This window comes from Rhodoplanes sp. Z2-YC6860 (assembly GCF_001579845.1).
GTDB lineage: Bacteria > Pseudomonadota > Alphaproteobacteria > Rhizobiales > Xanthobacteraceae > Z2-YC6860.
Genome location: NZ_CP007440.1, coordinates 2,673,104 through 2,693,194, shown reverse-complemented (window position 1 = coordinate 2,693,194; position 20,091 = coordinate 2,673,104). Strand labels below are relative to the sequence as shown.

At 63.6% G+C, this 20,091-nt stretch carries 16 protein-coding genes; 9 read left to right on the top strand and 7 right to left on the bottom strand.

Translation table 11 applies throughout. The annotated features are described in order from the left end of the window. Positions 1 to 93: 93 nt before the first annotated feature. Both RHPLAN_RS12415 and RHPLAN_RS12410 read left to right on the top strand, forming a co-directional pair. The gene (locus tag RHPLAN_RS12415) at positions 94 to 1,143 is read left to right on the top strand and encodes an ABC transporter substrate-binding protein (protein ID WP_068018021.1); all 1,050 of its coding nucleotides are present in this window, start codon (positions 94 to 96) and stop codon (positions 1,141 to 1,143) included. A gap of 36 nt (positions 1,144 to 1,179) precedes the next feature. Further along, positions 1,180 to 1,965 carry an ABC transporter permease gene (locus RHPLAN_RS12410; protein ID WP_068018019.1) on the top strand — a complete coding sequence of 262 codons (786 nt, stop codon included), beginning with the start codon at positions 1,180 to 1,182 and terminating at the stop codon, positions 1,963 to 1,965. A gap of 39 nt (positions 1,966 to 2,004) precedes the next feature. Here the strand turns inward: RHPLAN_RS12410 and RHPLAN_RS12405 are convergent, their stop codons facing one another. Then, a complete protein-coding gene (locus tag RHPLAN_RS12405) occupies positions 2,005 to 2,859 on the bottom strand; it encodes a Bug family tripartite tricarboxylate transporter substrate binding protein (protein WP_198164893.1) in 855 nt (284 codons plus the stop codon). Here RHPLAN_RS12405 and RHPLAN_RS12400 point away from each other — a divergent pair. Further along, positions 2,831 to 4,561 carry an amidohydrolase family protein gene (locus tag RHPLAN_RS12400; protein WP_198164892.1) on the top strand — a complete coding sequence of 577 codons (1,731 nt, stop codon included), beginning with the start codon at positions 2,831 to 2,833 and terminating at the stop codon, positions 4,559 to 4,561. The two genes, RHPLAN_RS12405 and RHPLAN_RS12400, sit on opposite strands and share 29 nt — an antisense overlap. Here the strand turns inward: RHPLAN_RS12400 and RHPLAN_RS12395 are convergent. Continuing rightward, complete coding sequence (locus RHPLAN_RS12395) at positions 4,558 to 5,991, bottom strand: UbiD family decarboxylase (protein WP_068018011.1); 1,434 nt, start codon at positions 5,989 to 5,991, stop codon at positions 4,558 to 4,560. The genes RHPLAN_RS12400 and RHPLAN_RS12395 overlap by 4 nt on opposite strands. A gap of 179 nt (positions 5,992 to 6,170) precedes the next feature. Between RHPLAN_RS12395 and RHPLAN_RS12390 the strand changes: the two genes are divergently transcribed. Then, positions 6,171 to 6,869, top strand: a complete 699-nt coding sequence (locus RHPLAN_RS12390; protein ID WP_068018008.1) for an isochorismatase family protein — start codon at positions 6,171 to 6,173, stop codon at positions 6,867 to 6,869. Between the two features lie 191 nt (positions 6,870 to 7,060). On the opposite strand, the gene RHPLAN_RS12385 is transcribed toward RHPLAN_RS12390, so the two are convergent. The 4 genes from RHPLAN_RS12385 to RHPLAN_RS12370 form a co-directional block, all read right to left on the bottom strand. Continuing rightward, entirely contained in the window at positions 7,061 to 7,915 is an 855-nt protein-coding gene (locus RHPLAN_RS12385) for an ABC transporter permease (RefSeq protein WP_068018006.1), read from the bottom strand. Beyond that, positions 7,902 to 8,699 carry an ABC transporter ATP-binding protein gene (locus tag RHPLAN_RS12380; RefSeq protein WP_068018004.1) on the bottom strand — a complete coding sequence of 266 codons (798 nt, stop codon included), beginning with the start codon at positions 8,697 to 8,699 and terminating at the stop codon, positions 7,902 to 7,904. The genes RHPLAN_RS12385 and RHPLAN_RS12380 overlap by 14 nt, the downstream gene beginning before the upstream one ends. A 3-nt stretch (positions 8,700 to 8,702) precedes the next feature. Next, positions 8,703 to 9,713 carry an ABC transporter substrate-binding protein gene (locus tag RHPLAN_RS12375; protein WP_068018002.1) on the bottom strand — a complete coding sequence of 337 codons (1,011 nt, stop codon included), beginning with the start codon at positions 9,711 to 9,713 and terminating at the stop codon, positions 8,703 to 8,705. Between the two features lie 163 nt (positions 9,714 to 9,876). Next, positions 9,877 to 12,144, bottom strand: a complete 2,268-nt coding sequence (locus tag RHPLAN_RS12370) for a xanthine dehydrogenase family protein molybdopterin-binding subunit (protein WP_068017999.1) — start codon at positions 12,142 to 12,144, stop codon at positions 9,877 to 9,879. An 87-nt stretch (positions 12,145 to 12,231) separates the two neighbouring features. On the opposite strand from RHPLAN_RS12370, the gene RHPLAN_RS12365 reads away from it, so the two are divergent. The 4 genes from RHPLAN_RS12365 (at position 12,232) to RHPLAN_RS12350 (ending at position 16,589) form a co-directional block, all read left to right on the top strand. Continuing rightward, positions 12,232 to 13,080 (top strand): cyclase family protein, encoded by an 849-nt coding sequence (locus RHPLAN_RS12365; RefSeq protein ID WP_068017996.1) that lies wholly within the window; start codon positions 12,232 to 12,234, stop codon positions 13,078 to 13,080. A 77-nt stretch (positions 13,081 to 13,157) separates the two neighbouring features. Next, positions 13,158 to 14,159 carry an amidohydrolase family protein gene (locus RHPLAN_RS12360; RefSeq protein ID WP_198164884.1) on the top strand — a complete coding sequence of 334 codons (1,002 nt, stop codon included), beginning with the start codon at positions 13,158 to 13,160 and terminating at the stop codon, positions 14,157 to 14,159. A gap of 10 nt (positions 14,160 to 14,169) precedes the next feature. Beyond that, positions 14,170 to 15,066, top strand: a complete 897-nt coding sequence (locus tag RHPLAN_RS12355; protein ID WP_068017991.1) for an enoyl-CoA hydratase/isomerase family protein — start codon at positions 14,170 to 14,172, stop codon at positions 15,064 to 15,066. Continuing rightward, a complete protein-coding gene (locus tag RHPLAN_RS12350; RefSeq protein WP_068017989.1) occupies positions 15,063 to 16,589 on the top strand; it encodes an acetate--CoA ligase in 1,527 nt (508 codons plus the stop codon). Before RHPLAN_RS12355 ends, RHPLAN_RS12350 begins: the two co-directional genes overlap by 4 nt. Here the strand turns inward: RHPLAN_RS12350 and RHPLAN_RS12345 are convergent. Beyond that, complete coding sequence (locus RHPLAN_RS12345) at positions 16,586 to 17,692, bottom strand: GGDEF domain-containing protein (RefSeq protein ID WP_084244786.1); 1,107 nt, start codon at positions 17,690 to 17,692, stop codon at positions 16,586 to 16,588. The two genes, RHPLAN_RS12350 and RHPLAN_RS12345, sit on opposite strands and share 4 nt — an antisense overlap. A gap of 469 nt (positions 17,693 to 18,161) precedes the next feature. On the opposite strand from RHPLAN_RS12345, the gene RHPLAN_RS12340 reads away from it, so the two are divergent. Further along, positions 18,162 to 20,057, top strand: coding sequence for an extracellular solute-binding protein (locus RHPLAN_RS12340; protein ID WP_068017984.1), 1,896 nt, complete (start codon positions 18,162 to 18,164; stop codon positions 20,055 to 20,057). Positions 20,058 to 20,091: the final 34 nt, after the last annotated feature.

Below are 20,091 nucleotides of genomic sequence, written 5' to 3'. Positions count from 1 at the left end.
CGGATACTGCACGACAACGAAGATCGAACATTTGACTGCGAGGTTGTTCCCGCTGTGCGCGGGACAACCGTGGCATCTCACAGGAGTTGGGCCATGGCTTTGTCGAAAACCGCGCTGACCCGGCGTTCGCTGCTTAAATCGGGAGCGGGTGCCGCCGCGGGATTGATCGCAATGCCGGCGATCGCCAACGCACAGGCCGCCGATGCGGTGAAACTCAGCCTTGAATTCCGCATCTACGGCGGCAACGCGCCGATGTTCCTGGCCGCCGAGAACGGCATCTTCCGCGACCTCCGGCTCGACGTCACCTCGGACGGATCGGCAGGCTCGGCCGACACACTGACCCGCGTCGCCAACGGCAGCTATCAGTTCGGCCTCGCCGACGCGAGCGCGGTCGCCGAATTCGCCGGCCGCAATCCGGAAGCCGCGCCGAAGATCGTGATGACGGTCTTCGACGTGTTCCCGGCCGTGATCATGAGCTGGAAGAGGAAGCCGATCAAATCGTTGAAGGATCTCGCCGGCGTCAAGCTCGGCACCAGCGCATCCGACGCCGGCTCGAAGATCCTGCCGGCCCTGCTCGCGCGCAACCACATCGATCCCGCCTCCTTCACCCGCATGAACCTGGATGTGAAGCTCCGCGAGACCATGCTGATGAAGGGCGACGTCGACGCCACCATCGCGTTCGACTACACGGCGTTGTTCAATCTGGTCGACAACGGCGTGAAGATCGAAGACATCAACCTGCTCTACTTCAAGGATTTCGGCTTCAACTTCCCGGGCAATTCGCTGATCGCAAGCCGCGAGATGATCGAGAAGAATCCGGACTTGGTGAAGCGCATGGCGCTCGGCTGCGCCAGGGCCTGGGTCGCGGCCGACCGCGACCGTAAGGCCGCCATTGCCGCGGTGACGAAGCGCGACAAGCTTCTGCGCAGCGAAGTCGAGGTGCCGCGCATCTCCTGGGTGCTGGATCGCCTGATCAAGACGCCCGAGGTGAAGCAGAACGGCATCGGGTACATCGACGAGAAGCGGCTCACCGACGGTCTCGTGGTGCTGGCCGACGGGTTGAAGTTCACGAAGCCGATCACCGTCGCCGATATCTACGACGGCCGCTTCCTGCCGCCCGCCGCCGACCGCAAGTTTGCTTGATCGTTTCGCGGCGCGGCCTCCCACGATGACCAGGACATGACGCAGAACCGCCGCCGTCTCGAACTGGCGATGCCCTGGCTGGTGATCGCCGGACTGCTGATCGTATGGCAGGTGGTGGTCGTGGCCTTCGGGATCCGGCCGTTCATCCTGCCCTCGCCGGTCGCGATCTACGAGGCTTTCCTGCAATACCGCGGCCCGATCATGGAGCACGCGCTCTACACACTGTCGAGCACGATGATCGGCTTCGCGCTCGGCATCGTGATTGGCGGTCTGCTCGGCGTCATCATCGGCTCGTTCCGCTTGGCCTATGCGGGGCTTTATCCGCTGCTCGTCGGCATCAATTCGGTGCCGAAGGCCGCGGTGGTGCCGATCCTCGTGGTGTGGATGGGCATCGGCCAGCCGCCGGCCATCACCACAGCGTTCCTGCTGTCGTTCTTTCCGATCGCCGTGAATGTGGCGACCGGACTTGCCACCGTGGAGCCCGAACTCGAGGACGTGCTGCGCTCGCTCGGCGCGACGCCGCTCGACATTCTGCGCAAGGTCGGTCTGCCGCGGACCATGCCCTACTTCTTCGCATCGCTGAAGGTCGCGATCACGCTCGCTTTCGTCGGCGCGGTGATCTCGGAAACCATCGCGTCGAACGACGGCATCGGCTATCTGATGATCCAGTCGGCGTCGCAGTTCCGCGTGCCCCTGATGTTCGCCGGCGTGTTCGTGATCGCCGCGATGGGCATTGCGACCTATGTGATCTTCGCGCTGCTGGAGCGGCGCTTCACCCACTGGGCGACGCGCCGCGAGCAGCAGCACTTTGGCGGCGGATAGTCATACGCAACTGCGGCCACGGCCGTCGGCGGCGTCCTGCTATTCGCTTTTCAATCCGGCCTGCTTGATCGCTTCGCCATATTCCTCGTACCGGCGTCGGATCAGCTGGGCGAAATCCGAACCGCAAGCCAGTTCGGGATAGAGGCCCTGGAGCTCCAGCTTCTGTTTCACCTCCGGAGTGCCAATGGCCTTTGTGAGCCAGCCGATCAGCTGATTGGTCGTGTCGGCCGGGGTCTTGGCCGGCACGACCGCGCCAAACCAGTTGTCCAACCGGACTGTTGGAAATCCGCTTTCGGCAAATGTCGGCACCTCCGGCAGGGGAGCCGCCCGGCTGTCGGCGGCGACGGCAAGCGCGCGAAGGTGGCCGCTTTTGATCGCTTCCGAAGCGACCGAATAACCTGCGATCGCCGCGGTCACATGGCTCCCCAGCACCGCGGTCACGGCCGGCGCGCTCCCCGGAAAAGGAACAAAGGTCAGCCGGGTGTTCGATTCCCGCGCCAGCGTCATCAAACCGAGCTGGGACGCCGAATTCGGCCCGAGCGCAGCGACAGACAATTGTTCGGGGCGCGCCGCGGCATCGCTCAGAAAATCCGCAAGCGTGCGATAAGGCGACGAGCTGGGGACCATAAGAACCGAAGGCGACGCAGCGAGCGAGCACAGCGGCTCGAAATCGTTGACCGGATGATACTTGGCTTTTCGGATCTGGGCGTCGATCAGATATGTTCCCGGCGTGACCAGGATCGTGTTGCCGTCGTGCGGCTGGCGAGACACGAATTCAGTGCCGATCATGCCGCTCGCGCCGGGGCGGTTTTCAACGACGGTGTCGACGCCTTCCAAGCCGATCTGTGCAGCCATCAGCCGGGCGATGAAGTCGGTGCTGGCGCCAGCGGGCACTGGCACGATCAAGCGAACGAGCCTGGCAGAAAAAGCCGGCGTGGAAACGGCGACGACAGATGCTGTGATGGCAAACGCACGAAGCGTCCGGATCAGAAGTTTCATAAGCCGTTTTCCTTCAAGATCGTCGTCCAGGACACGGTCTTTCTTCGTCATCGAAGCAAAACCCGCTCACCTTGTGCAGTTGGTTGACAATCTTTTTTTGGCCTGCCCAATTGTTGAACGAGTTTTTGCGGGAATGACCATGACGGAAACGGGCGAACGTCAAGCGGACCTCATCCTCACCAACGGGACGATCGTCACTGTCGATCCGGAACGCCGGGTGCTCGATCGCTCTTCAGTCGCGGTTGCCGATGGCCGCATCCTGGAAATCGGCGACGCGACGGAGCTTCAGGAAAAATACAAGTTCGCCGAGATTCTCGACTGCGCGCACAAGGCCATCCTGCCCGGCCTCATCGATCTGCACGGCTACGTCGGCTGGAGCATCATGAAGTCGCTCGGCGAAGGACTCGACAACGCCGGAATTCGGGACCTTTACGAACGGATCCTAAGTCAACTGACCGATGAGGAATGGTGGCTGGTCGAAGCGCAGATGTGCGCGCTCGACCGCGTGAAGTTCGGCACCACCTTCATGTTCTCCATGATCGGCGGGAACGGCACACGCACCGACGACCCCGTGTTCACTCGCCTCGCAGCGCGAGGACTGGCTCAAGTCGGCATTCGCGCGCGGCTGGGAATTGGTCCGGCGCGTCCCCCTTGGCCTCGTCTTTATTCACGCTGGCACGATGGCGTGAAAAGCGACCAGGAGATTGCATTCGAGACCGTCATCGACAACTGCGACAAGCTTCTGGGTGAGCCGCGCGATCCTTCCGGTCTGGTGGAGTATTGCACGGCGCTTTCACGTTTCGGCAATCGCAACGTTCACGATCCGGTCTGGTCCGAGGACCGGGAGCAGTGGGTGCATCGTCAGGCGGAGGCCATCCGCCACCTCATGAAGAAGCACAACGTCCCGTTCTGGACGCACGCTTATGGCAATGCGGTCGAGTATGCCTATGACGAGAAGCTGGGCTTGCTTGGCCCAGACACCATCCTCTCGCACTGCACCGATCTTCCCGCGCGCGCCATCGCGATCATCAAAGAAACAGGCACCAGCGTCGGCCATCAACCGCGCATCTATCGCGTCATCAATCACGATTGTCCGGTCATTGAAATGCTCGATGCCGGCATTGCGGTCGGATTGGGAACGGACACGCCCGCGAAGAATGCCGCCGACCTGTTTCTCGACATGCGCGCGGCGATGCTTTTGCAGCGCGTGCGATTCCGCGACGCTCGCGTTCTACCGCCGGGGAAAGCGCTGGAGATGGCGACGATCGATGGCGCACGCGCGCTGGGATTGGAACAGGAAATCGGCTCCATTGAAGTCGGCAAGAAGGCCGACATGATCACCATCGATTTGCGTCAGCCGCATCTTTATCCGCCCGACATGATTCCGATGCGGTTGGTCACCAACGGCTCGGGCAACGACGTCAACGACGTGGTCATCGGCGGCCGCATTGTCATGCGGGATCGCAAAATGACAACGGTCGACGAGGGCGCGATCCTCGATCGCGCCTTTGGCTTGTATCGTCAAACCATCCAGCGCGGATCGTTGCAGGGAATGACGAAGCTGCGCGATGGATTTTGGAACGCGTCGCGCTTCTAGAACCCCTTCGGCAGATCCTTCGCCCATTTCGCACGCATGCGATCGTCGAGCGCCCTGCTGGAGCGCGCGACCTTGGGGAAGGTCTTCTTGCGCCGGAACGGAATGCAGGCGTCGATGATCACGCGCGAATTGCGGCGGTCATCCTGGGTGTCGTAGCACATCGGATCGAGCGCCGAAGACCAGCCACCGTCGATGATGTCGACCTGGTCGCGCGGATCGCAGCGCGTGCACATCGCCCACACCACGTCGTCGAAGTTCGTGGGGTCGATGTCGTCGTCCACCACGATGGTCCAGCGGTTGTTGTAGGCGCCGGCATGGCAGTGCGCCGCCACCATGGCGGCCTGCTTGGAATGCCCGCCATAAAGTGTCTTGATCGAAACGACCATCATGAAACGGCTGCCGCCGGCTTGGTGCGTCCACACGCCTTTCACCTCCGGGATGCCGGCGGCTTCGAGCTGGTTCCAGATCGCGCCGGCGCGGTAGGCGCCGAAGTAGAACGTGTTGTCGTTCGGCGGCACCGCCGGGATCGCGCCCATCAGGATGGGGTTGTCGCGGTACATCAGCGTCTCGATGCGGATGGCGGGCTCGAGATCGCTGCCGCTGGCGTAATAGCCGGTCCACTCGCCGAGCGGGCCTTCCTTGATCTTGTCGTCAGGGCCGATGAAGCCCTCGAAAGCGATTTCGCAATTGGCCGGCACCGGCAGGCCGGTCTTCGGCATGTTGATCACCTCTACAGGCTCGCCGAGGATGCCGCCGGCGGCCTCGAGCTCGTTCTTGCCGTAGGGAATCTCGATGCCGCCGAGCATTACCATCGACGGATGCATGCCGGCGATCACGGCGACCGGGCACTTCTGCCCGCGCTCGTGGTATTTCCGCATGATGACGAGGCCGTGCTTGCCGGGCGACATCATGACCGAAGCGACGTTCGGCTCGTGCGACTGCACGCGGTAGGTGCCGTAGTTCACCCAGCCGGAGTCCGGATCCTTCATCACCACGAGGCAGGCGGTGCCGATGAACGGCCCACCGTCGAGCTCGTGCCAGACCGGCGTCGGAATTTTCTGGATGTTGACGTTCGGCCCTTCGAGCACGTTGTCGAGCAGCGGGCCGCCGTTCACCGCTTTGGTCGGATGCGATGGCGCGTCCTTGAAGTAGCGCCGCCACCACTGGGTCAGCTCCATCTCGGAGGTTTCCGGCGGCAAACCGAGCGCGAGATTGATGCGCGGAACCGACGTCAGGATGTTGGCGACGACGCGATGGCCCTTCGGATAGCCCGGAATCTCGTCGAACATCACCGCGGGCTGACCCATCTTGCGCATATAGATGTCGACAAAGCCGCCGATCTCTTCCTTGGTCTCGGCGCCTTTGATCACCTTCAGTTCGCCGGTCTTTTCGACACTCGCGATCCAGTCCCGCAAATCCTTGTTGGCCACGTCTCAGCTCCTTGTGTCGCGCACGCCCTGTCGGCGACCGTCGAACGTTCCTCGCACACCCCCGCCATGCTGACAATTGTCCCGCGCAGAATGGGGACCAGCCCGGCGCGAGGCGCATTGACGCTCCCCAGAGCGGGCCATAGCCTCGGCCGCTGCTGTTTCACATAGAGGACCGTGCCATGCACAATTACATCATTCCGCAGCCGGTGAAGGACCGGGTGATCAAGCGGCAGGGCAAGCTCCTGAGCCACGACACGATCGACGCCGCCCGCACCGCGCTGGTTGTGGTGGACATGCAGAACTACTTCGTTGCCGAAGGCTTTGCCGCCGAGGTTCCTGCGGCGCGCGATATCGTCCCCAACATCAACCGCATGGCGAAGGCGCTGCGCGCCGCAGGCGGCACGGTGCTGTGGGTGCAGACCACGGCGGCCGGCGCGCTGGAGCACTGGGCCAACCATCACAAGCACATGCTCACCGCCGATCGCGTGGACAAGCGGCTGACGCAACTCAACGAGAGCCACGACGGGTTCAAGGTCTATCCGAAGCTTGAAGCGCTGCCGACCGACCTGCGCGTCAAGAAAATCAAGTACAGCGCGTTTATTCCCGGCTCGTCGGATATCGATGCGCAGCTCAAGAGCCGCGGCATCGACACGCTGCTGATCACCGGAACGGTGACGAACGTCTGCTGCGAGTCAACCGCGCGCGATGCGATGATGCTCGACTATCGCGTCATCATGGTGTCTGACGGCAACGCCTCGCTGACCGACGAGGAGCATGCCGCGTCGCTGAACAACTTCCTGGTCTTCTTCGGCGACGTGATGACCACCGACGAGGCCGCGACGCGCCTTATGCCGGCGGAGCGGCGCAAGACGGCATGACGTGTTTGAGTGGAAGCACAGTCGTCCAACATGCGCAGTGTCACCCGCGGGCTTGACCCGCGGGTCCATCCGGTGTCGCAACAAATTAAACCCTGCGACTGTCTTTGCTGCACCGCCTCATGGATCGCCGGGTCAAGCCCGGCGATGACACCGCCGTTGTGGTTCGCGGGGCGAAATAACACGAACGGGTGCTAGCGCCGCCGCATCACCACGATCTCGAGCCAATAGATCGCGAGGTACATCACCGACGACACGATCGCCAGGATGGTGATCGAGGTCATCACGATGTTCATCTTGAAGATCTGGCTGCCGTACTGGATCAGATAGCCAAGGCCGAGCGTGGCGGACTGGAATTCGCCGACGATCACACCGACCAGCGACAGGCCGGCGTTCACCTTCAGCGCCGCGATCAGCGTTGGCACGCTGCCCGGCAGCACCACCTTGGTCAGCACTTGCCATTTGGAGGCGCCGAAGGTCTGCGCGAGCTTGATCTTGTTGGGATCGATGCCCTGGAAGCCCGAGTAGATCATCAGCACCGTGATGAACAGCGAGATCGCAAGCGACATGCCGTAGATCGAAAACGTCGCGCCGAGCCAGATGTAGAAGATCGGCACGAACGCCGTCTTCGGCATCGCGTTGAGCACCACGAGATAAGGATCGAGCACGCGATAGAGATTGGCCCACCACCACAGCGCCGCAGCGATCGCAATGCCGAGCACCATCGCGGCGGTAAAGCCAACCACCGTGGCGAACACCGTCGCCCAGGTGTGCAGGAGGATGCTCGCCTGCTGCGGCGTGGTCTTCAAAAGCTCCAGGAACGTCGGCCAGATCGTCGACGGCGTGCTGGTGAACAGCGGATTGATCAGGCCCACGCGGGGCAGGACCTCCCACAGCACCATGAACACGGCCAGCAGGCCGAGCTGCGAGACCCGCACCATCATGCGGTCGCGCCGCTCGCGGCGCAGCCAGTCGAGATATTGCGGACTCGGGCTTGAGGTTGGGCTCGCGGCCGGACGCGGCCCGCCCGCGGTGTCAGCCTTCGACATGAACCTCGAGCTCCTTCCACAGCGTGTTGAAGTAGCCGTTGAACTCCGGCGCGTTGCGCGCGGCGAACGGCGCCGGGCGCCCGCCATCGGCGGCGTAGCGGATCAAGTGCTGCGACTTCACCCGGCCGGGCCTCCGCGACAGCACCACCACGCGCTCGGTCATGCTGACCGCCTCGCCGATGTCGTGGGTGACGAGGATCGCGGTCTTGCCTTCGCGCCTGAGAATTTCGGTGATCTCGTCGGCGAGCGCGATGCGGGTTTGCGAATCGAGCGCCGAGAACGGCTCGTCGAGCAGCACCACGTCAGGCTCGGTGCAGAGCGTGCGCGCCAGCGCCACGCGCTGCCGCATGCCGCCTGAGAGCTGTCTCGGCAGATGGTTGAGGAACTGGCCGAGACCATAGCGCGTCAAAAGCTGCGTCGCGCGGTCCCGTGCCTTGGCCATATCAGCGCCCTGGATCTCGGCGCCGATCAATGTGTTTTCGAGAATGGTGCGCCACTCGAACAAATAGTCCTGTTGCAGCATGTAGCCGACCTTGCGGCTCGGTCCGGTGACGGGCTGGCCGTCAACCAACACCTGCCCCTCGGTCGGCTTGATGATTCCCGAGATCAGCGACAGCAGCGTGCTCTTGCCGCAGCCGCTCTGGCCGATGATGGCGATGAACTCGCCCGGCGCGACCGACAGCGAAATGTTCTGCAACGCCTCGGTTTCGCCCTCGCGGCCGAAATAGCGCAGCCCAACGCCGCGTATCTCGACCTTGGGCACCGCAGCCTCGGTCGCTGCCACGGATCACTTCGCCTTGGCGGCGAAGTCGGTCAGGACCAGGTCCTGGAACTTCACGCGCTTGTTCGCATCCAGCACATGACCGTGCACCAGGATGTCCTGGAATTTCTCGATCGGCCCGGGCTCGATGACGGGCGAGTTCTTCCAGATCTTGAGCTTCTGATAGCGGTCCACCGAGGACGCCAGCGCCTTTGGATTGATCCCGGGGAAGAACTCAGCGATGGCGCTGACGACATCCGGAGCTGCGGCGGACTCGGTCCATTTCTGGGCCCGATAGATCGCGTTGGTCCAGCTCTGGACCACGTCCGGGTTCTGCTTGATGTACTGGTCGGTCGCCATGAACGAGGTGTAGTCGGCGTAGCCTGTGGTCTGGCCGATCGAGGCAACCACATAACCCTTGCCGTCGATCTCGAACTGCGACGGATCGGGCTCGTTGAAGATCGCGTATTGATTTTGCCCGGCGAGCCAGGAGCCGACGCGCGCCGGGATCGCGACATTGTTGTTGAGCTTGACGTCCTTCTGCGGATCGATGCCGTTCATCCGCAACGCCTCTTCGAGGAACAGAAGCGGCGTGCTGCCCGGGCGGAAGCCCAGGATTTCTTTGCCCTTGACCATGTTCCAGTCGAACTTGTCGACCTTCTCACGCCCGATCAGAACAAAGCCATCGGTCGAGGTCAGACCGGCGAAGATGCGGATCTTGGTCGACGAGTCGCTGTTCAGCACATAGATCGCGGTTTCCGGGCCGATCAGCGCGATGTCGGCGGCGCCGGAGAGGAGCGCCGCGGTCGACTTGTCGCCGCCAAACGCCGTCGCCAGCGAGACGTCGAGCCCGGCCTCCTTGAAGAAGCCTTTGGTGATGGCGACGTAGGCCGGCACGTACATCAGCGAGCGGACCACCTCATTGTAGCGGACCTTCACCGGCGGCTTGCCCTGCGCCAGCACATTCATCGGCGTGGCGATGGACAGTGAACCGGCAGCGGCAAGTCCGCCCTGCACAACCCGACGGCGATCGATCATGACAAGCCTCTTCTCCCTGGCGCTGCGTCGAAGCGCGCGCAAAACACTCAAGTTGGAAACGTTAGCATCGTTGTTTCGGACCACAAGGGCACTCTCGTGGCTCCAAAGGACGCAGCAAAGCCCCATGCCAACGGGTCTCAATCGCCACCGCCACCGCGTTCTGTCAAGCGGACCGGCGTGTGCCACCCTTTGCGACAAGCCCCCAAAGCCGCGCCGGGGACAGCGGCAGATCGCGCACCTCGATATCCAATGAGACGAGCGCCGCGGCCACCGCATTGGCAACGGTTGCAGCCACCGCCACCATGCCACCCTCGCCGGCTCCCTTGGCACCCAACGGATTGGTCTTGGAGCGACGCAGCTCCATGGTGATCGCGCGGATGTTGGAGAAGTCGGTGGCAAGCGGCACGAGATAATCGGCAAGCGAGGCGTTCAGAATCTGCGCGTCGCGGTCGTAGACGATTTCGTCGAGAAACACGCCGCCAAGCCCCTGTACCAGCGCGCCGAGCGCCTGGCCATGGACGATGTGAGGGTTGATGGCGACGCCGACGTCCTCGATCGCCACGTAGTCGAGGATATCGACGTGACCGGTGCGCGGATCGACCGCAACGTGGCACGCGTGGGCACCGTAGCTGTAGGTGCGGGTTGTGGTGGCGAAGGTCCCCTCCACTTCGAGGCCCGCGAAATCGGCGAGCTTCGCGCGCTTTCCGCCCGCGATCACCTCGCCATCCGCGATCGTGATCTCTTCATTGGGAAATCCGAGGCGTTGCGTCGCAGCGGCCTCGATCGCAGCGATCAGATTGTTGCAGCCGTCCATCACAGCCGAGCCGCCGACCACCATGGAGCGCGACGCAAAGGTGCCGAAGCCTTCGCGCACGTAAGTCGTCGAGCCGTGCAGGATCTTCACGCGCTCGAACGGCAGCTTCAGCGTGTCGGCGGCGACCTGGGCAAGCGTGGTCTCGAGTCCCTGCCCCAGCACCGACGAGCCGACGAACACGTTCACCGAACCATCAGACTCGATCACGAGGCGGGCGTTTTCCTTGCCAGAACCGCCGCTTTCGATGAATGGCGTTGCAGCAAGACCGTGGTAGTGACCGTCGACCAGCTTGCCTTGCAGATGCTTGTTCTGCTCCCAGCCAATCTCGCCGACCGCACGATTGAAGGTGGCGTGGTAGTCGCCGGTGTCGAAATCCGTCTCAGGCTCATAAGGCACGAGTTTGCCGCTGGCGAACGGAAGCTCGGCCTCCTGGATCAGGTTCTTGCGGCGAAACTCCATGGGATCGAGGCCAAGATCGCGGGCCACCAGATCGAGCATCCGCTCGCGGAAGAAATTCGCCTCGAAACGGCCCGGAGCGCGCAGCGTGCCGACCGGCGTCTTGTTGGTGACAAAGGCCTCGACGGTGATCGCCACATCGCGCACACGATATGGCCCGGGCAGGAATTGCGCGGCCTTGGCGGGCACCACTCCGCCATTGGTGCGGATATAGGCACCCATGTCGGCTGCGATATGCCCACGCACCGCGAGCATGGTGCCGTCGCGCTTGCAGGCGATCTCGATCTCACAATCCACCTCGCGCGAATGGTTGGTGGCGATCAGATGCTCTCTGCGGTCCTCGATCCATTTCACGGGCCGGCCGACAAGGCGCGCCGCGAACGGAATCAGAAAATCCTCGGGGTAGAATTCGCCCTTCACGCCGAAGCCGCCACCGACATCGACCTCGATCATGTCGATGTCGTTCTCGGTCACGGCGAGCATCGGCGCGAGCGTGCGACGGTTGAAGAACAGCACCTTGCTGGCGCCGAACACCGTGAGCCGGCCGGCATTCCATTCGGAAATCTGGCCGCGGGTCTCCAGTGGAAGGCCGGTCAGCCGGTGGCAACGGAAGGTTTCCTTGCGCGTGTACTCGGCCTTGGCGAAGGCCGCGTCCGCGTCGCCAACCGCAGCGACATAATGCACCATGCGATTGCTGCCGGTCGGCTCGAACAGCAGCGATCGATCGGACGCCGCCGCGTGGCGGTCCGCCACCACCGGCTGGCCCTCGATATCGACGACGATGGCCTCGAGCGCATCCTCGGCGCGCGCCTGGCTCTCGGCGACCACCACCGCGATGGGCTCGCCCACATAGCGGACCTTATCCTTGGCGATGACCGGCTGCAGATAGCCCTGGAACTCGGGCAGGTTCGCGAGCCGCAGCGGAATGGTCGGCACCGTTCCGATATCCGCCGCTGTCATGACCGCATGCACGCCCGGCATGGCAAGCGCCGCCGATGGATCGATGCTGCGGATGCGGCCGTGGGCCACACTGCTCCGCAGCACCACCGCATGCAGCATTCCGTCGCGTTTAAGGTCGTCGATGAAGGCGCCGGCGCCGCGCAGAAAGCGGAAATCCTCGGCCCGGTGCACGGGCTCTCCGATCAGCGTCCGGACATTCATGACTCAAGCCGCCTTGCGCATCGCGTCGCTTGAACGGTAGTCCGCACCCTGAGAACATACAAGCAGCGTCAAACAGTCGGAGCGGCCATGAAGATCATCGATATGACCCACGTCATGAATGTGCACACGCCGGGCTGGGTCGGCTATGCGGGCAACAAGATGTACTACGCCCAGAATCTGCAGACGGTGCGGATCGTCGCCCAGCGCATCGACACGGCTCTGCACGTCGGCACGCATTTCGACGGCGCGATGCACGCCACCGACAACCGCCAGGGCGACATGGCACATCTGCCGCTCGACTATCTGTGCAACCGCGGCGTGGTGGTGGACATCTCCAAGCACATGCACGACTGGGCGGTGATCACGCCGCAGATGATCGAAAGCGCCGGCGCGGACATTCGCGAGGGTGACATCCTCATCCTGCACACAGGCTGGCACAAGCACTACGAGGGCCAGTCGCAGCAGGATCTGGTGCGGTACTTCTGCTACCACCCGGGCCCGAGCCTGGAAACGCTGCAGTGGATGTTCAAGAAGAAGATCAAATGGTGGGGCATGGACACGGGCTCCTGCGACCACGCCATGAACACCTCGATCCGCTATATGCGGCCCGACCTCGCCGAAGAGTTCACCAAGAAGCACGGCAAGACGCCTGCGGAGTTCTTCGGCACGTTCGAATACACCCACAAGAAATCCGGCCGGAAGGTTTCGGCCGACGTGTTCCCATTCCACAACTGGGCGTTCCAGGAAGGCCTGCTGCACGCCGAAAACATAGGCGGCGATATCGAGTTGATGCTCAACAAGCGCGCCATCATCGGTGCATTCCCGTGGCGTTACGAAGGCCTCGAAGGCTGCCCGTGCCGGATCGTGGCGTTCTTGGATGCCGGCGAGAATGTCGAAGCCGTCGGCGACGCGGCCAAGGCTATCCTCGGCTACTAGTCGGCCGGTCTACCGCGCGCGTCTGCGTCACTGGGCGCAGACGCGCGTTCATCGGATTGCATCAGGAGAACACCTCAGTGCCCATCGACACTCACGCCCACTACATTCCGCCGCAGCTGATTGCCGCTATCAAAAGCAAGGGCAAGGAGATCGGCGTCACGCTCGCGCCCGCCGATGGCGGCAAGGAGGCGCTGCAATTCAGCTATGGCTTCAAGGTGCGGCCATTCTTCCCGATGCTGGTCGAGCCGGTCGCCAATCGCCACAAATGGATGGACGAGCAGCGGATCGATCATCAGATCAACGGCACATGGCCGGACATCTTCGCCTACGGCCTGCCGCGCGATCACTGCATCGCCTGGCACCGCATGCTCAACGACACGCTGGCCGAATGGACGGCCGACAACGCAAAACGCTTCTCGTGGATTTCATCGGTGCCGCTGATCGACGCAGAGGCCGCGGCAGCCGAGCTGGAACGTACGCTCAAAGCAGGCGCCGTCGGCGTGATCATCTCGGCCAACATCGAGAACGTGAACATCGGCGAGCTGCCGCTCGATCCGTTCTGGCGCAAGGCCGAGGCGCTGGGCGCGCCGGTGCTTCTGCACCCTGTGCTCTCGACGGCGGTGCCGCGGATCGGCAAGTTCGCGCTCGCCCAGGTGGCGCACTACACCTATGACACCACGCTCGCGGTCGGCTCGATCCTGATGACCGGCGTGCTCGACCGCTTCCCCAAGCTGAAGCTCCTCCTCTCGCACGGCGGCGGCACCTATCCGTATCTCGCCGGGCGCTTCGACACCCTGCACAAGCGCATGGACAAGGCCGCGCAAGGCAATGTCGCCGCCAAGACGCCTTCGGCCTATGCGCGGCAGATGCATTACGACAGCATCGTCCACGCGCCGAAGGCGCTGAAATTCCTCATCGACGTGGCGGGAATCGACAACGTGCATCTCGGCACCGACTATTCGTTCCCGCCGGCCGACATGGACCCGCTCGACATGCTGAAGGCGGCCGGACTGTCGAAGGCCGATAGCGAGGCGATCTCGGACGGCAATCCGCGGAAACTGTTCACGCGGCTGAAGTGAGGAGACGCGAATGCTCACGTTCAAAACGCTGAAGTGGACGGTGCAGGCGCCCAAAGGCCAGCCGGACAATCCTTGCATCGGATTGATCACGCTGAACCGCCCTGAGGCGCTCAACGCCATCGACGTGCGCATGCGCGTCGAATTGGACCTATTGCTGGATCAAATCCGCCGCGACGACCGGCTGCGCGTGGTCGTCATCACCGGCGAGGGCCGAGGCTTCTCGGCCGGCGGCGACCTGCGCTCGGAAGCAGCCCCGCTCGGCGCGCTCGACGATGAGCACGACTTCGGCGACTTCGGGCCCTACAAGGAGCTCGCCAACTACTTCTTCAACGATCTGCGCCACGTCGTCATCCAGCGCGCCATCCGCAAGCTCGAAGAACTGCAATGCGTCACGATCGCCGCGATCAACGGACCGGCGGTCGGAATCGGGCTCGAGCTCGCCACCGCCTGCGACATGCGTTACGCGTCGGATAAGGCCAAGCTCGGCGAGGTCGCAGTGCCGGCGGGCTTCGTTCCGGAGTCCGGCGGCGCCCGTAATCTGCCGAAGTTCGTAGGCCTCGGCCGCGCCATGGAGATGATCCTCACCGGCGAGATCATCGACGCCGCGGAAGCTGAACGCATTGGCCTTGTCGTGCGCGTCTTCCCCCACGACACGATGCTCGACGAGGTGTTCAAGATCGCCAACAAGATCGCGGCGGCGCCGTTCCTCTCGGTGCGCCACGCCAAAGCGCTGGTGCGGCGCTACTGGGATTCCAACAAGAGCGCCGAAGGCGCCCAGGCCGAGCTCGACGCCGTCATGGAGATCACCCGCACCGCCGACTGCCGCGAGGGCATCCGCGCCTTCCTCGACAAACGGCAGCCCAGCTATCGCGGGCCGGGCTACGGCGATCTCGGGACGACCCGATGAACCTTGCGGACATTGCGCTCCGCCTCGGCCGCGATCCGACGCGGGCGGATCATCCGGCGTTCCACACCGCCGACGGCGCCGTCAGCAATGCGGAATTCCAAAAGCTCGTTGCGACCTTCGCCGTGAGCCTTGCAACGCGCGTGAAGCCCGGCGACAGGGTCGTGTTCCGCATGACCAACACCGTCGAGTTCGCCGCGGCGTTTCTGGCCTGCATCTGGCTCGGTGCGATCCCGGTCTTGCAGAATTCGCAGCTCGGCCGGAGCGAACTGGAGCACGTCGTCAGGCTGTCCGATCCGGTGCTGTTTCTGCTCGCCGAGCACATGCGCGACGATCCGGCGACCGAGGGGCTCAAGCCCGGCACCGGCCGCCTGATCGTCACCCGCGAAGGACTGGCGGGAGAAACAGCCGCGTCGGCAACATCCCTCCCCGCAGCCTTTGACGCGGGCCGCGACACGCCAGCCTTCATCGTTTTCACCTCCGGCACCACCGGCAAGCCGAAGGGCGTCGTGCACGCCCATCGCTGGCTCGAAGCGCTCGGCGACAGCAACCGCGCCCGCGTGCCGGCGCAGCCGGGCGACGTGATCCTTGCCACCGGCGAATGGAGCTTCATCAGCGCGCTCGGACACAACGTGATGTTTCCGCTGCGCAACGGCACCACCGGATCGGTCATGGAAGACCGCGCCAGCCCTGAACGAATCCTGCAGACTATCGAACGCGACCGCGTCACGCTGCTGCATTCGGTCGCGACGCTCTATCGCCGCATCCTTGGAACACCCGGTATCGAGCATCGTTACGATCTCACCTCGCTGCGCGGCGCGAACTCCACCGGCGAGCCGCTGGAAGACGCGGTGCGCAAGGAATGGCAGGCGCGCTTCGGCTGCCCGATCTGGGAGCACTACGGCATCTCCGAAGCCCAGATGGTGATCGGCGACGGTCCGAACATTGCCAAGAAGGAAGGCTCAACCGGCAAGACCTGGGGCGCCCGCGCTTTGGTGGTCGACGAGCAACTCGCCCCTCTGGCCGCCAACGAACCCGGCACGCTGGCATTCGGCGCGGACTATCCGGGCTTCTTCCTCGGCTATCTCGGCGACGACAGGCAGACCAAGGCCACGCTACGCGGCGGCCTGTTCGTCACCAGCGATCTCGCCCGGATCGATGGCGACGGCTACGTGTTCATCATGGGCCGCGCCGACGACTGCTTCAAAAGCAAGGGCGTGCTGATCGCGCCGCGCGAGCTCGAGGAAGCAATCTTGAGCCTCGGTCAGTTCGAAGAGGCCTGCGTGTTTCCGATCCCGGACCGCGAGATCGGCCACAAGATCGGCGTCGCCGTCGTGCCTCGCCCGACCGCGCAACAAGGCCTCGCCGACAAGTTGGCGCTCAGCAACGCGCTGATGGGCCGCATCGCCCCGTTCAAGATGCCGCATCAGGTGTTCGTGCTCGATCGGCTGCCGAAAAACGCCAACGGCAAGACCCAGCGGAGCGAAGTCGCCCGCGTGACGCTTCAGAGCGCGTCTGCAAGCTAGCCGAAGGCAACCCGCAACTCGCGCGACGGCTCCGGATCACCTTCGCACACGACGCGGTTGCGGCCGCGATCCTTGGCGGCGCGCAGACAAGTCTGGACCCGAACCACCATCGTGTCCGGCGTATCATTGGCGTGCGCGGCGACCACGCCGAACGAGAGATTGATGCGGCCGAGCCGCTGGGTGGTCGAGCGCATGGTGATGTCGCGCGACATGACCGAACAGCGGATCTGCTCGGCCATCGCGCGGGCGCGCTCGATTGACGCTCCCGGCAGGATGATCGCGAATTGCGCGCCGCCCGGCCGGGCGACGATGCCGACCTTGCCGGACTTCTGCTTCACTTCCATCGCGACGAGACACAGCACCTGGTCGCCGGTCGAATGCCCCCAGGTGTCGTTGAACGTCTTGAAGTCGTCGATGTCGCACAACACCAGGCACCCGGCGTAGCCGTGATCGTTCCACTCGGCCAGCGCCCTTTCGAGCAACCTGTCAAAGGATTGCCGGTTCGGCAGCCCGGTGATCGGGTCGATCATGCTGGCGGTGCGGATTTTGTGCAGCTGGTCGCGCAGGTCGCCGATATCGTCGATCGACGTGTTCATGCGCTCTTCGAGCCTGCGCTGCTCGTCACCGAGCCGCTGGGCCGACTGCATCATCGCCTTGATTTCATCGATCAGCGCTTGGCCGCTCTTAGCCGCCGAAAGTTTCTCCCCGGTCTCTTCGATGTCGGAGGAAAACGCGCCTTCGGCGTTGATGATGGTACCGAGCGCACCCAACACCTCGCCGATCACCTGTTTGACACGCAAACCGACGTGATCGATGCGCTCGCCATGGTGGCTCTGAGGAATGTATTTCGCACCGATCTGCCTGATCGTGGCGTCGCCGATGGCGATCCGCCGGTTCAACAGATCGTTGATCGCCATGTTGAGCGACGGGTAGTCGCCGGTCGCATAGGCGTAGCAGAACTCATAAATGCGCGGCGTCGCCGGCAGCTTCAGATCCTTGATCAGCGCCATCGCGCGATGGGCCAGCAAGGCTGAGCGGTCCCGTTCGCCGGACGGCACAGCCGTCCCGGACGGCCCACCGGTCCCGGTATCCCTCCGCCCCATCCTGCACTCATTTCAGCCAGGGATATCACCCGGGCCCTCTTTTCACCGTAGGGGCTTCGGGTAAACGAGACATAAAAATTCCACAGCCAGCGTTAGGGATTTGGGAAGGCAGGGCAGGCCCAAAGGCTAGGCCCAGGTGCCTGCGAAACGAGCATCCAGCCTCTGACTTGCGGCGTCCCCGATGTCACAGAGCTGCGGCTTTGGCCGCGCGGGTCGAAACCCCGAAAACCGCCTGGGCGCAAGGTCCGCGGCACGAATACTGCTTTGCGGTGCAGCGAGAGCAATGCTGGCGCGGTTTCCGACACTACGCTACCATTTTTGTGAAAAAGACGCATCGCTACGGCTGTCCCGTCATACAGAAGACCGATGCTCAAGAACCGGCGAACCACCGTAACCGGCCGGCGTTCAACCCCAACCGCTGCGTGCAGGTGCCGCGCAGCAGCACCATGGACAACCGTGCGGAGTGGCAATGTCATTTAAGCAAAGCGGCAATGGCGACAGCGGCTTAGGCTCAAAAAACCTTTCACGACGCGACATTCTGATCCTTGGAGCCGGGGCCGCCGCGGTCAGCGTCGGCACCTTCACCGGCCCAGCCCAGGCAGCCGGCGAAACCGCCCATCACGGCCTCTCGGCATTCGGGGACCTCGGCTATCCGGCCGATTTCAAGCACCTCAAATACGTCGATCCGGCTGCGCCCAAGGGCGGCACCTTCAGCCAGCTTGCCGGCGGCGGCACCGCCACCTTCAACTCGCTGAACGGCTTCATCCTCAAGGGCGATCCGGCTGTCGACATGGAGCTGGTGTTCTGCTCGTTGATGGGTCGCGCCACCGACGAACCCGACGCGGTCTACGCCTACGCGGCCGATCAGGTCGAGGTTTCGGCCGACGGCCGCGTCTATCGCTTCCGGCTGCGCAATGGCATCAAATTCCACGATGGCAGCCCGATCACCGCGGCCGATGTCGCGTTTTCGCTGTCGATCCTGAAGGAAAAGGGCCATCCCAACATCGCGATGCTGCTGCGCGACATGGAGGCCGCCGAGGCCGACGGCGACCGCACGGTGGTGGTCCGCTTCACTGCCAATCGCGCTCGCAGCGCGCCGCTCACCGCCGCAAACCTGCCGATTCTGTCCAAGGCTTATTATTCGTCGCACGCCTTCGACGAGACCACGCTCGACCCGCCGCTCGGCTCGGGGCCGTACAAGGTCGGCAAATTCGAGCAGGGCCGCTTCATGGAGTTCGAGCGCATCAAGGACTGGTGGGGCGCGGAGCTGCCGATCAACCGCGGCCAGTACAACTTCGATGTGCTGCGCTACGACTACTACCGCGACCGCGACACCGCCTTCGAAGGCTTCAGCGGCAAGAGCTATCTGTTCCGCGAGGAATACACTTCGCGTGTCTGGAAGACGCGCTACGATTTCCCGGCCGTCCGCGATGGCCGCGTCAAGGTCGAGACGATCCCGGACGAGCGTCCGTCCGGCGCCCAGGGCTGGATGATCAACACCCGCCGCGATCGCTTCCAGGACGTTCGCATTCGCGAAGCGCTGGCTTACGCGTTCGACTTCGAATGGGTCAACAAGAACGTGATGTTCGACTGCTACGCGCGCACGCAGTCGTGCTTCCAGAATTCGGACATGATGGCCCACGGCAAGCCGTCGCCCGAAGAGCTCGCGCTGCTCGAGCCGTTCAAGGGCAAGGTGTCCGAGGCGGTGTTCGCCGAGGCCTGGGTGCCGCCGGTGAGCGACGGCTCGGGCCAGGATCGCCGGCTGCTACGGCGCTCGGCTGAGCTTTTGAACGCGGCGGGCTGGACCATCAAGGACGGCAAGCGCGTCAACGCTAAGGGCGAGCCGTTCACCGTGGAATTCCTGGTGTTCGAGCGGGTGTCGGAGCCGCATCACGCGCTTTACACCAAGAATCTCGGAGCGCTCGGCATCGACGCAACGACACGCCTGGTCGACCCGGTGCAGTACCGCTCGCGTGTCCAGGAGTTCGACTACGACATCACCATGAACCGCATGGTGTTCTCGCTGACGCCGAGCGATGCGTTGCGCAATTATTTCTCCAGCCGGGCGGCGGACAGCAAAGGCTCGCCGAATTTTGCGGGCATCAAGGACCCGGTGGTCGACGCGCTGATCGACAAGGCCATCGCGGCGAACGACCGGACGTCGCTCAACAATGCGTGCCGGGCGCTCGACCGCGTGCTTCGCGCCGGGCACTACTGGGTGTCGGCCTGGTACAAGCCGTCGCACTGGATCGCCTATTGGGACGTCTTCAGCCGGCCGACGACGAAGCCGCGTTATGCGCGCGGCGCACCGGAAACCTGGTGGTACGACACCGAGAAAGCCGCCAAGGTCGAGAAGGCCGGCTAGGCTAGGACATGATTCAACTTCGTTGAATCATGTC

Coding starts and splice junctions, on each gene's coding strand:
- RHPLAN_RS12365 (WP_068017996.1), top strand. CDS start 12,232: ATGAAGATCATCGATATGACCCACGTCATGAATGTGCACACGCCGGGC.
- RHPLAN_RS12410 (WP_068018019.1), top strand. CDS start 1,180: ATGACGCAGAACCGCCGCCGTCTCGAACTGGCGATGCCCTGGCTGGTG.
- RHPLAN_RS12345 (WP_084244786.1), bottom strand. CDS start 17,692: ATGGGGCGGAGGGATACCGGGACCGGTGGGCCGTCCGGGACGGCTGTG.
- RHPLAN_RS12370 (WP_068017999.1), bottom strand. CDS start 12,144: ATGAATGTCCGGACGCTGATCGGAGAGCCCGTGCACCGGGCCGAGGAT.
- RHPLAN_RS12385 (WP_068018006.1), bottom strand. CDS start 7,915: ATGTCGAAGGCTGACACCGCGGGCGGGCCGCGTCCGGCCGCGAGCCCA.
- RHPLAN_RS12390 (WP_068018008.1), top strand. CDS start 6,171: ATGCACAATTACATCATTCCGCAGCCGGTGAAGGACCGGGTGATCAAG.
- RHPLAN_RS12415 (WP_068018021.1), top strand. CDS start 94: ATGGCTTTGTCGAAAACCGCGCTGACCCGGCGTTCGCTGCTTAAATCG.
- RHPLAN_RS12355 (WP_068017991.1), top strand. CDS start 14,170: ATGCTCACGTTCAAAACGCTGAAGTGGACGGTGCAGGCGCCCAAAGGC.
- RHPLAN_RS12400 (WP_198164892.1), top strand. CDS start 2,831: ATGAAGTCGGTGCTGGCGCCAGCGGGCACTGGCACGATCAAGCGAACG.
- RHPLAN_RS12340 (WP_068017984.1), top strand. CDS start 18,162: ATGTCATTTAAGCAAAGCGGCAATGGCGACAGCGGCTTAGGCTCAAAA.
- RHPLAN_RS12375 (WP_068018002.1), bottom strand. CDS start 9,713: ATGATCGATCGCCGTCGGGTTGTGCAGGGCGGACTTGCCGCTGCCGGT.
- RHPLAN_RS12350 (WP_068017989.1), top strand. CDS start 15,063: ATGAACCTTGCGGACATTGCGCTCCGCCTCGGCCGCGATCCGACGCGG.